The following is a 14,529-nucleotide window of genomic DNA, read 5'->3' as shown; positions in this document are numbered from 1 at the left end:
CCTTACTTGATGTACCAGCCCCAGGGCTTATCGGAGACATATTTGGTGATCTGCTTGGTCTCGAGATAATTTTCGAGACCCCAGCGGCCGAGCTCGCGACCAATCCCGGATTCCTTGTATCCGCCCCATGGCGCCTCGGTGAATGTCGGCTGAGAGCAGTTGATCCAGACGATACCTGCCCGGAAGGCCGCTGCGACGCGCTCTGCTCGGGAATCGTCCTTCGACATGACGGCGGCGGCAAGGCCGAAACGGGAGTCGTTGGCAAGCTCGATCGCTTCCGCCTCACTCTCGAAGGGCCGGATACAGACGACAGGACCGAAGATCTCCTCAACCCAGGCTTCGCTATCGAGCGGAACATCCGTAAGCACAGTCGGACGCAAATAATAGCCTTTGTCGAACCCTTCCGGCCGCGTTCCGCCGCATGCAATCGTCGCTCCGGCCTTCCGTGCGCCCTCGATCGCAGCGACGACCTGCTCGTACTGGCGCTTCGACACCAAAGGGCCGAGAAGGACACCGTCGTCCAGACCGTTGCCGATCCTGATCTTGCCCGTCTCCTCGACGAGGCGCGCTAACAGGCGCTCATAAATGTCCTGATGAACGAGCACGCGCGAAGTCGCCGAGCAGACCTGGCCCTGGTTCCAGAAGATGCCGAACATGATCCATTCGACGGCCGCGTCGATATCGGCATCTTCGAACACGACGAATGGCGACTTGCCGCCAAGCTCGAGACTGACGCGCTTGATGTCGCGGGCGGCGGCCGCCATGATCTTCGATCCCACCGGGCCGGAGCCTGTGAAGGCCAGCTTGTCGACGCCCTTATGGTCGATGATTGCCTGTCCGGCGATCGAACCCGAACCCGTGAGGATGTTGAGGACACCAGGCGGAAGTCCAGCTTCATCCGCGATTGCGGCGAGCTCCAACGCGGTGAGCGACGTCAGCTCGGCGGGCTTGAGGACGATCGTGCAGCCTGCGGCCAGAGCGGGAGCAACCTTCCAGGCGGCCATGAGCAGGGGATAGTTCCAGGGAATGATCGCACCGGCGACGCCGATGGGCTCCTTGACTGCTTTGGAAACGAAGCGGTCGTCGGCAAGAGAGATGACCTCCTCGGGATTATTATCGAGCTGCTCGGCGAGGCCTGCATAGAAATCGAAGCAACCGGCAGCATCGGCAATGTCCCAATCGGCCTCCGGCAACGGCTTGCCGTTGTCGATGACCTCCAGTCGAGCGATCTCCGCCTGACGGGCGCGAATACCGTCAGCAATCGCACGCAGGTATTTCGCGCGCTGTCCGCCGGAAAGCTTCGGCCAGCCGTCTTGGTCGAAGGCGCGCCTGGCCGCCCTGACCGCGATGTCGACATCCTCAGCCGTTGCCGCGGCGATCGTCTGTATAACCTCTTCCGTCGCCGGATTGATCACCTCACAGACGCCACCCTTGAGAGACTTGACCCACTTGCCGTCTATGTAGAGTTCGCTTCGCATCTTCAATTCCTTGCTGCCACAGGTCGCCTCGGTTCTAGAACCGGTCGACGCGATAAGGTTTCATGTCCACGGGTGGTTTGAGGCCCGTAATGATATCTCCCATCAGCCGGGCGGTCGTTGCCGCGTAGGTCAGGCCCAAATGGCCGTGACCGGTCGCGTACCAGACGTTTCTTCGCTTGGCTGACGGCCCCATTACGGGAACCGTGTCGGGAAGCGCCGGGCGGTGTCCCATCCACTCTGTTGCCTGACGCACTTGCAGATCGGGCAACGCTTCCTTCGCTCGCTTCACCAGCACTTTTGCCCGACGGTAGTCGGGCGGCGCATCAAGGCCGGCCATCTCGACCGTCCCGCCGACCCTGATGCCACCGGCTGTCGGCGTGACCATAAAGGCGCGTGCAGGCCATATGATCGAATGACGCATCGAAACACCGGGATCCATGATTTGGGTGTGGTAACCGCGCTCGGTTTCAAGCGGGATATGCTCCCTCAGCATGATCGAGAGCCTTGCCGTAAAGGCTCCCGCGGCGAGAACAAACCTGTCTGCGGCGAACACTCGGCCATCGTTCAGCCGAAGGGCAGATATGCGGTCTTCGCGATGTTCGAAGCCAATTACTGCCCCTTGCTCGATGACGCCCCCCAAAGCCTTGAACCTGTCGGCAATAGCAAGCACGAACTTATAGGGGTCCGCGATCGAACGATTGTCTGGGAACAGGACAGCTTTGCCGATCTTCGTCGTCAGTGCCGGTTCAAGATCGCGGATCGCGTTGTTGCCAAGGATTTCGTGTCGGAAGCCAAAGCGTTCCAGAATTTCGATATGCTCGCGATCGGCCCGAAACTCCGCCTCGTCTGCATAGAGGCTGAGACACCCTTCGGTACTCAGCATGTGCTGAAGGCCGGTCGTCCTGAGGAACGCCTCCAGATCCTCGTGAACGCGCGCGCACAGCGTCGCACCGGCTTCCTCGAGCTCTCTCAACTTCGATGGGCGACTTGCGGCCATGAAACGCAGAAACCAGGGGATCAGCCGCGGCACATAGGCGGGCCGGATGCGAACAGGTCCTTCGGGATCAAGAAGCCATTTGGGCATCTGCGCCCAGATACCGGGACGCGAGGCGGGCATGAATTCCGTCACAGCGATGCTGGCCATATTCCCATAGGAAGCACCCTGCCCCGGCGCACTCTTATCGATGAGCATGACGGTTTGGCCGCGGCGCTGCAACTCATAAGCAAGGCTGGTTCCGATTATGCCGGCGCCGACAACGATGATTGAAGCCACTTCACTTCCTCAGAAAATGTGCATCGAGGCACCACCGCACCTCGATACCAATTTGGTTACCAATTCAGGATGGGTTGCATCGCGACCTTGAATTCAGCTTTTTCATCAGCCGTCAGTTCGCCCAGCGGCGCGCGGCAGTTGCCGACCGGCAGGCCTTGTAGCTCGCAGCCATACTTGACCTTCTGCACGAACTTGCCGCTCTCGAGAATGTTCATCGCGCGATAAAGCACGATCATCTTCTCTCGTGCGCTTGCAAGATCACCGGAGCGGAAGGTTCGATCAAGATCGACGCATGCCTTTGCCATGCAGTTGGCCGGCCCGCAGATCCAGGCGTCAGCACCCCAGAACATGAAGTCGAGAGCGATGTCGTCCGACCCGGAGATCAAGTCGATGCGGCCCTTGTAGCGTGAGTGGATATCGATCGCACGCTGGAGGGAGCCGGAGCTTTCCTTGATGCCCAAAACACGAGGGTCGTCAGCAAGCGCGTCGAGGATGCCGAAACCGATCTCGACGCCGTCCTTATAGGGATAGCTGTAGAGTACGAGGTTGATATTGGTGGCATCGAGCACGTTGCGAAAATGCGCAAGCAGTTCGTCCTGCGTCGGGCGCGTGTAGAAGGGCGTCGCCAGCAGAACGGTATCGTAGCCGATCTCCTTCGCCCGTAGCGTATTCTCGATGACCTCCCGGCTTGCAGGCGCATTCGTGCCGGCAATCAGCGCTTCGCCTTCTCTTGCGAAATCCCTGACGAACCTCAACACGTCGTCGCGCTCGGCGTTCGACATTGCCGAGTATTCACCCGTCGAGCCCATGGGCACCCATCCGGTCACGCCGGCAGCGCGCAACGCGATGAGATGCTTTTCGAAGGCCTTGAAATCGACCCTGCCGTTCGCATCAAAGGGGGTGATGAGCGCGGGCATGACGCCGGACAGTTTCATGGAAGTCTCCTGTATGTGAGGCAATTGCGTTTAGATGGCGAGTTTCTTGAGTATGCGCACCTCGACGAGCGAGACGGCTCGCGTCAGCGGAAATGCGATGACGAAATAGATCAGCGCGACGACGGTCAGCACCTCAACGGGACGCGCGGTATTGTTCGAGATGTTCTGACCAACGAACATCAGATCGGCCATGCCGACGGCCGAAACCAGGGCGCTTTCCTTGAACAGGCTAACGCAGTTCGACAGCAATGTCGGGATCGCGCGCAGCACGGCCTGCGGAAGCACGACATTGACAATCTGAACGCTTCGCGGAAGCCCGAGCGCAACGCAGGCATCCAGTTGCTCCGATCCAATCGACTTCAGGCTCGCCCGGAACGTTTCGCTGGTGATCGCCCCCATATAAAGGGTCAGGGCAATAACGCCTGATGCGAGGTTCGACAGCTCGACACCGAGCAGCAGAGGCAGGCAGAAAAAGATCCAGAAGAGCTGGATGAGCACCGGCGTTCCGCGAAAGAATTCGACATAGACGCCGGAGATGGCCCGCATCGCGACATTGCGGGAGGTTCTGGCAAGACCCACCATAAAGCCGAGAGAGCATCCGAGCAGGACGCACATGACAGTCAATTTGACGGTCATCCAGAGACCGAGCAAAAGCGCATGCTCGAAACGGAGAAGGATCGAGAAATCGAGGGCCATCGTGGCCTCCTAGCTGACGAGAAGCTGCCGGCGGCGTTCAAGGAAGCCGACGATCTGCGTGATCGGAAAGGATACGGCGAAATAGATCAGCGCCACGACCGTGAATGTCTCGATCGGTCGGTACGTTTCGGTCGCGAGCGTCTTTCCCTGGTACATGAGGTCCTGGATTGCGACGATCGCTACCAGCGCACTCTGCTGGAAGATAACGATGCCGTTCGTTAGCAGGACGGGGATCGAGGCACGGAATGCAGTTGGAAAGACGATGTAGAGTACGCGTTGCAACGGCGACAGGCCGAGCGCGATGCCAGCATCGAGCTGCTCGCGCGGAACCGCCTGGATCGCTGCTCGATAGGCCTCGGCGTTGAAGGCCATGAGGTTCAGCCCGAGCGCCAGCACACCCATGGTGATCGGGTCCAGGAAGACATCGAAGATCATCGGAACGCAGTAGAATATCCAGACGATCTGAACGATGGCCGGCGTGCAGCGAAAAAATTCGACAAACAGCATAAACGGCAAGCGAACTGGCCTGTACGGACTCATGATCAGAAGAGCCAGGCCAAAGCCCATAACGATGCCGATGACATTAGCCGCCGCCGTCAGCTCCAGAGAAACCCACAACCCCTGCAGCAGCGGCGCGATCGATACAGCGTTGAAGTCGAACGTGTAATTCACGCAACCGCCCCCTGCTGCTTGATGTGGAAGACGCGATCGATGAATTCCTTGGTGCGTTCTTCCCTGGGGGAGCCGAGCACCTGCTCGGGAGGACCGTCCTCGACGACGACGCCACCCGCACAGAAAATCACGCGCGAGGCAATATTCTTCGCAAACCACATGTCGTGCGTCACGATCATCATCGGCATGTTCTGTGATGCCAGCTGAAGGATCACCTGCTCGACCTCGCTGACAAGCTCGGGATCCAGTGCCGACGTGACCTCGTCGAAAAGCATCAGCTTGGGGTCCAGCATCAAGGCGCGGGCGATGGCGACGCGCTGCTTCTGACCGCCGGAGAGCTGGGCCGGATAGGCTTTGGCCTTTGCTCCCAAACCAAACCGCTCGAGGAGAGCCTGGGCGCGGTTCACCGCATGCGCCTTGGCTTCCCCACGCACCTTGCATGGCGCAAGAACGAGGTTTTGCATCACATTCAGATGCGGAAAGAGCGTGTAGTGCTGAAAGACCATGCCGATCGACCGGCGGACTTCCGTATCGATGAGGGTTTTTTTGCCGAGGCTTTCGGACGAAATATAGGCTTTCCCATCAAAGCTGATCGACCCGCTGTCAACCTGCTCGAGACCCATCATCACCCTGAGCAGCGTGCTCTTGCCACCGCCGCTCGGGCCGATGACCACGACGCGTTCGCCGGGCTTCATTTCGATGTCGATGCCTTTCAGCACCTGGATGGCTCCATTGCCATAGCTCTTGTGGAGCGCCTGCATTTTGACGAGGGGAAGGCTGAAGGACATGGTCATGGCCGATCTCGGTTTGTCTGAACAGCGAGAGAGTGCGTCGGCGGAAAAGCGCCGACGCCGGGCGGGACTTATTTTGCTCCCTTGAGAACTTCGCCGACGGCCTTGCGGATAAGTTCTTCGACATGACCGGTGGCAACCTTCTCCTCGAGAAAGATGTTAGCGACTTCGACATCCGAGGCCGACATGTTGTGCGGCAGTCCGAAGGAGACGCCTTGCTTGGCAAGCGCAGGCTTCGGGTTCAGGGCCACCGCCCAATCGGGATTTGCCTGGGTGAGAAGCTGGTTGGTATCGGATGCGTCGACCAGAATGTCGGCTCGCTTCGAGGTAAGGGCCAGCCGCGTCTCGTCATTGCCCGGAAGGCGCATGATGGTTGCGCTCTTCACGGCTGCAGAGATCGCCTTGTCCTGAGCCGTGCCGGACATGACTGCGATCGTGACGCCAGCCTTATCGATGTCGGAGACGGAGACTGCAGTCGCCGGGATCTTCGGATTGTTCTTATTGTAGGCGAGCGAGATCTGATACTCCATCGCCGGGATCGAGAATTGGACCGCCATGGCGCGGGCCGCCGTCCGGTTCAGCGCCAGTGACACATCCCATTTTCCGGCTTGAAGACCGGCAACGATATTGTCCCAGGTCGTGTCGACGAATTGCGGCTTCACCTTGAGAACGTCGGCGAACTCCTTGCAGAGATCGGCAAAGAAACCCGAGTATTCGCCGGTTGCCGGGTCGCGCATAACGTAGGGCGGAGCGACCGCCGCGCCGCATCTCAGTACACCGGCCTTCTGCACGCCTTGCCAATAGCCATCAGCGGTCTGGGCATAGGTGCTGGTTGCGGAAACGCTTGCCATAAGGGCGAGCGCAGGCAACGCCCGCAAGGCGGACGTGATCAACTTCGAAAGCATCGGCATTCCTCTTTTGCTGTGCGCGAAGCGCGGTTCCACTCGTCGGCTTTGGCCGTTTCTTTTCGATTTTTCTGTCGGCTACGTGTCGACTAGCAAATTTATGTCAACAGCGTGTCGACAAAGTCAAGCGAAAAAATTACATTGCCGATGCACTGTTTTTCTGGCCCAATGTCATATGTGCGAATGAAAGGGACTTAAGTGTCTGACGAGACTGAAGTGAAACGGGTCCGGGGAACCGGCTGGAAAAGCGTCTATGAAACGCTGCGGAACGAGATCCTGGCTCTCACTCTGCCGCCGGGGCAGCTTCTCGATGAAACAACCCTGGCCGAGCGCTTCGACATGTCGCGATCGCCGGTGCGCGAAGCCTTGATCCGCCTGGGCGCGGACGAACTCGTCGTCACATTGTCCAACCGCAGCACGATCGTCGCACCCATCGAAGTGGGAAGCTTTCCGAAGTATGTGGAGGCGCTCGACATCGCGCAGCGGATGAACACTCGCCTGGCGGCAGCGCTTCGAACCGATACCGACCTCAAATTAATTGCCAAACGGGAAAAGGCATTCGCGACCGCCGTGAAAGTCGGAAATCATCTGGCGATGTCGGAGGCGAACAAGGAATTCCACATGGCGATCGCCTATGCCGGAAAGAACCACTATCTCGCATCTTTCTATGAGAAGCTCCTGTCGCAGGGCCAGCGCATGCTGCACCTGCATTTCGAATATCTGGAACGCACCCACGAGGGATATCTCCTCACGGACGAGCATAGCCTGATGCTGGAGGCAATTCGGGATAAGAATGTCGACTTGGCAGATGAGCTCGCCCATGCTCACACGCGCCAGTTCCAGGATAACTTCATCAATTTCATGCGCGAGAACTATACAACCGATGTCCCGCTCGGACCCGCACGAGCCGCAGAGTAGATGGCAGATATGAAGACTATCGGCTTTGTCGGAACCGGTGCGATCACCGAAGCCATGGTGCAAGGCCTCCTTGCCGAACCAGCGCATATATCTGAGGTTTATGTCTCGCCTCGCAACGCGGACATCGCAGCAAGACTTGCCGCCAAATTCGACAGGGTAACTGTGGCGGCGGACAACCAGACGGTGGTCGATCGCAGCGACATTGCGGTCCTGGCCATACGTCCGCAGATCGCCGAAGAGGTCATACGCGGGCTTCGTTTCAGGAATGAACAGAGCGTCGTCAGCGTCGTCGCAACGATGGAGCGCCAAAACTTGCTCGACTGGATCCGGGCCGAGATAGACCTCGTGCAGGCAATCCCCTTGCCTTTCGTCGCAGATCGCCGGGGCGTGACCGCCATCTACCCTCCCAATCCTGAAATAGCTGCCCTCTTCGATGCGCTTGGCACGGCTGTTCAATGCGAATCCCGAAAGGAATATGATCTTCTTGCTGCTGCCAGCGCCATGATGTCGACCTTCTTCGGGGTCATGGAGTTCACGACCGACTGGCTGGAAAACAACGGGCTCGATCGATCAAAGGGGCAAGCTTATATTGCGCCGCTGTTTGAAAGCCTCGCACGGCGGGCCAATGAAGGACACGTCCATTCGTTTCATACGCTCAGCGAAGAATTCGCAACGAAGGGCGGGCTGAATGCGCAGGTCCTGTCGGATTTTGAGACGAAGGGTGGGCGCGCCACGCTGGTGTCGGCATTGGATCGGGTCCTAGCTCGCATCGAAGGATGCAGTACCGATATCTGAGAGCATGGCTCGTTAAAAACGGGCTTAACTTCAGACCCGCCATGTTATTGCCCCACGAAATTTCCGGTGGGCCGCAAATGTTGGTCTTGATGGGATTTGAACCGCCGGCATGTGCGGGAAATTGGACAGGCATCTGATTTCACTCAGACTGTGTGGCCTGTTAGACTATTATGGGGCCTATTTTCGCTTAAAATCCTTTCAGTAGAACCCGAATTTTTTCGGAGTCTCCTTTATCCGACCGAAGCCGCCCAAGAGGGCACCGTGCACGACCGCGGCGAACTTTTTCAGCATCATCTCTAAACCCTTCGCGAGTGCTTCACGCCACGCGTCACCTCTTCCCCACGCCTCCGACCATGCTAAAGCCAGATCGTCAGATCTTCGTGTCTCTGCCATCGCATGGCGATCCTCTCCGACGATGCCGGCCGGTGGCGTCGCTTTAAGAATGCTGACAACGGTTTGATCATTTTCGCGCGATGCAGGATCGACACGTCACCTTGGCGTGTCGACGGAATGAGATTTCCTCTACATATCGAGATGGTGACCACCTCACCGTTGCTATCGAAAGGGCCAAAACTTCGCCAACTTCCGTACCTCAGCGACTGACACATTCTCATGTCTATTTCGAAGCTATCAGCATCCATCATCGGAGGACCATTTCCTGGCGGAATCAACACGTCAGGGTTGGAACAAACCACTCGAACCGGAATGCTCTGTGGGCATCGCTCAGTGAAAGATGACGATGGAATGAACAATCGGGATTGCCGGGAAAAGCAAGTTCGACCTGCCGACTCGCGTTGAGCAAATCCAAGGAGGGGGTCAAGGCTGAAGCGTTGGTATGGAATATACCTCTAAACCCAAGCCAATGATGCAACTTGAATCTTGAGGCAATTCCCAGGCAACATTGACGAATGATATGTTTAATTGGCTCAGGCTCTTTCGCAAACTCGCCATACAGCTATTCTTTCACCCCGATTTGAAACAAGAGGCATTTACAGATGCAGTTGCAGCAGGGCGAGTTTCGAGAACGCATGACAATCCTGGGCAATGTCAACTCGGCCTCATTCGTTCCGTGGATTCGGCGCCATGCTAACAAGCTCGGACTCTCCCAGACCTTCTTCTATTCTGATACCGACCGGATCGAGCTTGAAGTAACAGGCCCCATGGAACTGATCGACATGTTGGAAATGGCCTGCTCGCTCGGTCCGATTGATGTCTGGGTCGAAGAGATTCAGCGCAGGATCATGGATGGTCCGGAATCATCGCATCTTAGAAATCTCTGATATATTGCCTTTTATTTCATCAATGTTGCCAATGCGAATTATTTATGCAAACCTCTAAAAGCTGAGGGGATGCAGGGATCAGCACCTGCTCATGTCCAATGACGCCAAGTCATTGGTAAAATTAAGAGAGTCAAGGCTATGCCATCTGATGGGGCCGGATCATGGGTGCCAGTTGCCCTTTCTTCTGATCTACCACCAGGAACCGTCATACCGGCCCGGACATCGGTCGGCCCGATTGCTCTATGGCGCAGTCAGTCGGGCGGCGTGACGGCATCATCAGATCGCTGTCCGCATCGCGGAATGAGGCTGTCGCACGGCTTCGTGCGTGGCGAAGCGCTGTCCTGCATCTATCACGGATGGAGCTATTCTCCATCGGGCGGATGCATTCGCATTCCGGCTCATCCAGATCTGACGCCTCCGGAAACCATCCGTGTCGCTGTTCAGCAGGTCGAAGAATCCGGCGGTATTTTGTGGGTCGCAGTTGGGCAACCGGCGATGCAGCCCCCACGATTTGACAGGCTTATACCGCTACGCTCGTTGACTGCGGAAACAGATGTTACGGCGGTCGAGCGGGCGGCGAGAGCAAAGACCGACGCGAACGGGCTCATCCGCGTGCTTGAATTCCCATGGATCAGGCTGCTGCTGGCACCACAGGAAAAGCGTACGCTCATTCATCTCATGATCGAACCAGACCGCGGCTCGGCAGACCGCCTGACGGCTTCCCGCATTGCCGAATCCCTCCGTCGCCAGGCGGAAGAGCGCCAAAGGGAGAATGCATAATGACAGGCGGCGCAATGATCGACGAATGGTATCCAGTCGGCCTCTTCAGCCAGCTCAGCGAAAAAGGGAGCAACACCTATCTAATGGGCGAAGCGATCGAGGTCGCGCGCGATCACAATGGAAATGCGCAGGTGGTGACAGGCAATGGGCAAACCCTCCCCGTCCGCGTCCGGTATGGCCATGTCTGGTCTTCCCTCGGGAACCCGGATAAGGAGCTTTTTGCCATTCCAGAGGCCGATCAGCCAGGTCGCCGTTTCGTCGATGTCGGCGTGATCCGCGTGCGCTGCTCGCCGCTCCGTGCCGTCGAGAATTTTCTCGACATCGCTCATTTTCCCTTCGTTCACACCGACATCCTCGGTGCGGAACCGCATACGGAGGTCGAAAATTACAAGGTCGAGATCCGCGAGAACGAAGATGAAGTCTGGGCAACGCAAGTGAAATTCTACCAGCCGCAGGCCGCAAAGTCGGCGACTGGCGGCATTACGACCGAATATATGTACCGTGTGCCGGCACCTACCTGTTCGGTGCTTTATAAGACGTGCCCTCCGCGACCGGGTGAATGGGACGTCATTACGCTGTTCGTGCAGCCTCTCGCGGAAGACCTTTGCGACGTTTGGCCGTGGATGGCTCTCTTCGACGATGATACGCCAATGACCGATCTCATCCACTTTCAACAGATGATCTTCCTGCAGGATCGTTCGATCCTCGAAAACCAGATACCCACCCTTCTTCCGCTTGATCCCGGCATGGAAATTCCGACAAGGGCGGACCTGACATCGGTCGCCTATAGGCGGTGGCTCAAGCGACATAACTATACCTACGGCGCACAATTGGTCGCACAATGAAGCTCTACGATTATATTTTATCGCCGAGCTGCTACAAGGTACGGCTCATGGCCGCAATCCTGGGCATTAAGCTCGACATCCGGTCGGTCGACTTCCATCCCGGTGCGGAGCATCGGGGCCCGGAGCTTCTCGCGCTCAATCCGGCGGGATCCATCCCGATCCTCGAGGATGGCGATCTTGTGCTTACCGAGTCGTCGGCAATGCTTGCCTATCTCGCCGCCAACAATGCGCCGGAATGGCTGGGCCACGGTTCGCCGCAGGAGACGGCGCGCGTGCAGCAATGGCTTTCCTTTTCGCATCGCCTGACGGCGAATCTTGGCGGTGCGCGGCTCCACGAGATGCTCCTGCGCCCCGGAGACATAAAGGCTTTGCAGGCTCAAGGGATCGCGGCGTTGCGCGAGCTGGAAGCAGGCCTATTCGAACGGGGCGAGCGCGGCATGCGTTTCCTTGCGGCAAACCAGGCAACCATCGCGGACATCGCCTGCTTCCCCTATGTGGCCCTTGCGCCCGATGGTGGCCTCTCACTTGATCCCTATCCCTTAATCAGGCTCTGGCTGCGCGCCATCCGCAGCCTGAACGGTTTCATCGAAATGCCCGGCATTCACCGCCTGCACGAGTTGAAACCCGATCCTCTCCTTGCAGGGGAGAAATGATGGGATGACCGGTTATCTTCTGAAAAACTGTGCGGCTGTTATCGTCGATGAGGGCAATGGACCGAGCGTGCGCCGAAACGTGGACCTGCTGACCAAAGGTCCGGCGATCCAGGCGATTGGGGAGAACCTGTCGCTAAACCTGTTGCCCGAGGGCACCGTTGTCCAGGATGCCTCCGGCTGGTTCGTCTATCCGGGGCTCGTCAACACCCATCACCACTTCTTTCAGTGCTTCGTGCGCAATCGGGCCGACCTTGACTGGACGAAGCTGTCCGTCATCGAATGGCTCGACCGTATCTATCCAATCTTCTCACGGCTGACGGAGGACTGCTTCTATCACACCTCGGTCACCGCGATGGCGGAAATGATCAAGCATGGATGCACTACAGCCTTCGACCATCAATATTGCTTTCCAAGACATGCGGGAAAACGGCTGATCGATCGTCAATTCGAGGCGGCGGAAGTTCTAGGGATGCGCTTTCACGCAGGACGCGGCGGCAACACCTTGCCGAAGTCCGAGGGGTCGACGATCCCGGATGCCATGCTCGAAACCACGGACGAATTCATCGCCGATTGCGCGCGATTGATCGATAGCTATCACGATGCCGGCTCTTTCAGCATGCGCCAAGTGGTGGTCGCTCCCTGCCAGCCGGTCAATTGTTATCGCGAAACCTTCGTCGAGTCGGTCTCGTTGGCGCGGGATCGTGGCGTGCAGTTGCACACGCATGTCGGCGAAGGTGAAAGCCCTGTCATCAAGGCGCGGCATGGAATGCGCACGGTCGACTACTGCGCCGAATTGGGTTTTGCAGGCCCCGACACCTTCTATGCCCATTGCTGGGAGCTGACGCATGACGAATTGCGCAAAATGGCGGCAAGCGGTACCGGCGTCTCCCATTGCCCCGAGCCGGTTTACCTGGTCGGCGCGGAAGTGACCGACATCCCGGCGATGCAGGCCTTCGGCCTGCGTATTGGCCTTGGTTGCGACGGAGCCGCATCGAACGACAACTCGAACCTCATGCATTGCATCCATTCCGCCTACATGCTGCAGTGCTTGACGGCTTCCACGCGTGTGCACCCCGTTCCCGCCCCGCTCGACTTTCTGAAATATGCGACAAACGGAGGCGCGAGCCTGCTCGGGCGCACCGATATCGGCCGTCTTGCTCCGGGCATGGCGGCCGACCTCTTCGCAATCGATACGCGACGGATGGACTATGTCGGGACGCGGCATGACCCGCTGAGCCTCATCGCCAAGGTCGGGATCGGCATGCCCACCGATATGACCATGATTAACGGACGCATCGTCTGGCAAGGCGGTGAATTCACCGGGCTGGATGAGGCCGCGCTGTTTGCGGCGGCCGAGGCTGCTCTTGCAACTGTAGAATTCTGAAAACCAAAAAAAGGGGAACTGGGATGCAGAAGAATCTGACCCGCAGAACATTGATGAAGAGCGCGGCCGCAGCAGGCCTCGCAACGGCCTTTACCGGCCGCGCGTTTGCCGCTAACGAACCGCTCGGCATAACGCTTGTCGTACCCTCGCCGATCGGCGATGTCGGCTGGGGGCACGCCCTGGCCGCCGGACTGGATCCGATCAAGAGTGCCTATGGCGACAAGGTCAAGGTGACCGTCATCGAGAACATCGCAGAAGGCCCGGATGCGGACCGTATCATGAACAAGACGGTCGCCGATGGAAACCACTTCCTGATCGCCGGCTCGTTCGGTTATCAGAACGGCGCGCTCCAGATTGCCCGGCGCAATCCCAAGGTCACAGTCCTTCATGCCTCCGGTTTCCAGGTAGCACCGAATTTCTCGCCCTTTGCCGCAAAGTACTTTCAAGGAACGTACCTGCTCGGCATGGCGGCGGCCGCAGTCTCCAAGACGGGTAAGCTCGGTTCAGTCTCCGCCTTTGCCATTCCCGAACTGATCACGTCCATCAATGCCTTCACACTCGGCGCACAGGCCGTGAAGCCCGACATCGAGGTATCAGTCGTCTGGGTCAATTCCTGGTTCGATCCGGCCAAGGAGCAGGAGGCGGCCAAGGCCTTGATCTCGCAGGGCTGCGACGTGATCTTTTCGAACGCTCAGGATACACCCTCTGTCATTTCCGCCTGCGAGGAAGCCGGTGTTCACGCCTTCAACCTGAATTCCTCGATGAAGAAATACGCGCCTAAGACCTACCTTGGCTGCGTATCAACGGACTGGTCGCCGTTCTTCAAGGCGTCCGTCGATGCCCATTTTGCTGGCGCTTTCAAAGGCGCCAACGCTTTCCTCGGCGTTGCGGACAAGGTCGTCGAAGTCGTCGACTGGAGCCCGGCGATCCCGGCCGACACCATGGCCAAGATCAAAGAGATCGAGGCAAAGATCGCAAGCGGCGGCTTTTCGCCATTCACCGGCCCGATCGCCAAGGCGGATGGTAGCGAAGGCGCTGCTTCCGGCGCGACGCTGAGCGATGCCCAGATCGTCGCGATGGACTGGCATGTCAAAGGTGTAAAGACACCTCTGCCGAAGTAAGCC

The 14,529-nt window shown here is 58.2% G+C and carries 15 protein-coding genes; 8 read left to right on the top strand and 7 right to left on the bottom strand.

Annotation, left to right across the window (positions count from 1 at the left end):
* Positions 1-2: 2 nt before the first annotated feature.
* From GA0061102_RS18890 to GA0061102_RS18860, 7 genes are all read right to left on the bottom strand, one after another.
* Positions 3-1,478, bottom strand: coding sequence for an aldehyde dehydrogenase family protein (locus GA0061102_RS18890; RefSeq protein ID WP_092852076.1), 1,476 nt, complete (start codon positions 1,476-1,478; stop codon positions 3-5).
* Between the two features lie 34 nt (positions 1,479-1,512).
* The gene (locus tag GA0061102_RS18885) at positions 1,513-2,751 is read right to left on the bottom strand and encodes an NAD(P)/FAD-dependent oxidoreductase (protein WP_092852075.1); all 1,239 of its coding nucleotides are present in this window, start codon (positions 2,749-2,751) and stop codon (positions 1,513-1,515) included.
* A 56-nt stretch (positions 2,752-2,807) separates the two neighbouring features.
* Entirely contained in the window at positions 2,808-3,686 is an 879-nt protein-coding gene (locus GA0061102_RS18880; protein ID WP_092852073.1) for a dihydrodipicolinate synthase family protein, read from the bottom strand.
* 30 nt (positions 3,687-3,716) lie between these two features.
* Complete coding sequence (locus GA0061102_RS18875) at positions 3,717-4,382, bottom strand: amino acid ABC transporter permease (protein ID WP_092852071.1); 666 nt, start codon at positions 4,380-4,382, stop codon at positions 3,717-3,719.
* A 9-nt stretch (positions 4,383-4,391) separates the two neighbouring features.
* A complete protein-coding gene (locus tag GA0061102_RS18870) occupies positions 4,392-5,054 on the bottom strand; it encodes an amino acid ABC transporter permease (RefSeq protein ID WP_092852069.1) in 663 nt (220 codons plus the stop codon).
* On the bottom strand, positions 5,051-5,848 hold the full coding sequence (locus tag GA0061102_RS18865) for an amino acid ABC transporter ATP-binding protein (RefSeq protein WP_092852067.1): 798 nt from the start codon (positions 5,846-5,848) through the stop codon (positions 5,051-5,053). The genes GA0061102_RS18870 and GA0061102_RS18865 overlap by 4 nt, the downstream gene beginning before the upstream one ends.
* Before the next feature lie 68 nt (positions 5,849-5,916).
* Positions 5,917-6,750, bottom strand: coding sequence for a substrate-binding periplasmic protein (locus GA0061102_RS18860; RefSeq protein WP_092852065.1), 834 nt, complete (start codon positions 6,748-6,750; stop codon positions 5,917-5,919).
* 198 nt (positions 6,751-6,948) lie between these two features.
* Between GA0061102_RS18860 and GA0061102_RS18855 the strand changes: the two genes are divergently transcribed.
* From GA0061102_RS18855 to GA0061102_RS18815, 8 genes are all read left to right on the top strand, one after another.
* A complete protein-coding gene (locus tag GA0061102_RS18855) occupies positions 6,949-7,668 on the top strand; it encodes a GntR family transcriptional regulator (protein ID WP_004119315.1) in 720 nt (239 codons plus the stop codon).
* The gene (locus tag GA0061102_RS18850) at positions 7,669-8,463 is read left to right on the top strand and encodes a pyrroline-5-carboxylate reductase (protein WP_425348545.1); all 795 of its coding nucleotides are present in this window, start codon (positions 7,669-7,671) and stop codon (positions 8,461-8,463) included.
* 995 nt (positions 8,464-9,458) lie between these two features.
* Positions 9,459-9,743: an acylphosphatase gene (locus tag GA0061102_RS18840; RefSeq protein WP_092852061.1), complete on the top strand. Its 285-nt coding sequence runs from the start codon at positions 9,459-9,461 to the stop codon at positions 9,741-9,743.
* A gap of 138 nt (positions 9,744-9,881) precedes the next feature.
* Positions 9,882-10,523, top strand: coding sequence for a Rieske (2Fe-2S) protein (locus tag GA0061102_RS18835; protein WP_092852059.1), 642 nt, complete (start codon positions 9,882-9,884; stop codon positions 10,521-10,523).
* A complete protein-coding gene (locus GA0061102_RS18830; protein WP_092852057.1) occupies positions 10,523-11,368 on the top strand; it encodes an aromatic ring-hydroxylating oxygenase subunit alpha in 846 nt (281 codons plus the stop codon). Before GA0061102_RS18835 ends, GA0061102_RS18830 begins: the two co-directional genes overlap by 1 nt.
* Positions 11,365-12,021 carry a glutathione S-transferase family protein gene (locus tag GA0061102_RS18825; RefSeq protein WP_092852055.1) on the top strand — a complete coding sequence of 219 codons (657 nt, stop codon included), beginning with the start codon at positions 11,365-11,367 and terminating at the stop codon, positions 12,019-12,021. Before GA0061102_RS18830 ends, GA0061102_RS18825 begins: the two co-directional genes overlap by 4 nt.
* A gap of 4 nt (positions 12,022-12,025) precedes the next feature.
* Positions 12,026-13,405, top strand: coding sequence for an amidohydrolase (locus GA0061102_RS18820; RefSeq protein WP_092852053.1), 1,380 nt, complete (start codon positions 12,026-12,028; stop codon positions 13,403-13,405).
* Between the two features lie 23 nt (positions 13,406-13,428).
* Positions 13,429-14,526, top strand: a complete 1,098-nt coding sequence (locus GA0061102_RS18815; protein WP_092852051.1) for a BMP family ABC transporter substrate-binding protein — start codon at positions 13,429-13,431, stop codon at positions 14,524-14,526.
* Positions 14,527-14,529: the final 3 nt, after the last annotated feature.

The organism is Martinezella miluonensis, from assembly GCF_900094545.1.
GTDB classification, from domain to species: Bacteria; Pseudomonadota; Alphaproteobacteria; order Rhizobiales; family Rhizobiaceae; genus Rhizobium; species Rhizobium miluonense.
The sequence above is the reverse complement of the archived record's forward strand: the minus strand, read 5'-3'. Positions and strand labels throughout refer to the sequence as shown.

Coding starts and splice junctions, on each gene's coding strand:
- GA0061102_RS18890 (WP_092852076.1), bottom strand. CDS start 1,478: ATGCGAAGCGAACTCTACATAGACGGCAAGTGGGTCAAGTCTCTCAAG.
- GA0061102_RS18880 (WP_092852073.1), bottom strand. CDS start 3,686: ATGAAACTGTCCGGCGTCATGCCCGCGCTCATCACCCCCTTTGATGCG.
- GA0061102_RS18875 (WP_092852071.1), bottom strand. CDS start 4,382: ATGGCCCTCGATTTCTCGATCCTTCTCCGTTTCGAGCATGCGCTTTTG.
- GA0061102_RS18865 (WP_092852067.1), bottom strand. CDS start 5,848: ATGACCATGTCCTTCAGCCTTCCCCTCGTCAAAATGCAGGCGCTCCAC.
- GA0061102_RS18860 (WP_092852065.1), bottom strand. CDS start 6,750: ATGCTTTCGAAGTTGATCACGTCCGCCTTGCGGGCGTTGCCTGCGCTC.
- GA0061102_RS18850 (WP_425348545.1), top strand. CDS start 7,669: ATGGCAGATATGAAGACTATCGGCTTTGTCGGAACCGGTGCGATCACC.
- GA0061102_RS18840 (WP_092852061.1), top strand. CDS start 9,459: ATGCAGTTGCAGCAGGGCGAGTTTCGAGAACGCATGACAATCCTGGGC.
- GA0061102_RS18835 (WP_092852059.1), top strand. CDS start 9,882: ATGCCATCTGATGGGGCCGGATCATGGGTGCCAGTTGCCCTTTCTTCT.
- GA0061102_RS18830 (WP_092852057.1), top strand. CDS start 10,523: ATGACAGGCGGCGCAATGATCGACGAATGGTATCCAGTCGGCCTCTTC.
- GA0061102_RS18825 (WP_092852055.1), top strand. CDS start 11,365: ATGAAGCTCTACGATTATATTTTATCGCCGAGCTGCTACAAGGTACGG.
- GA0061102_RS18820 (WP_092852053.1), top strand. CDS start 12,026: ATGACCGGTTATCTTCTGAAAAACTGTGCGGCTGTTATCGTCGATGAG.
- GA0061102_RS18815 (WP_092852051.1), top strand. CDS start 13,429: ATGCAGAAGAATCTGACCCGCAGAACATTGATGAAGAGCGCGGCCGCA.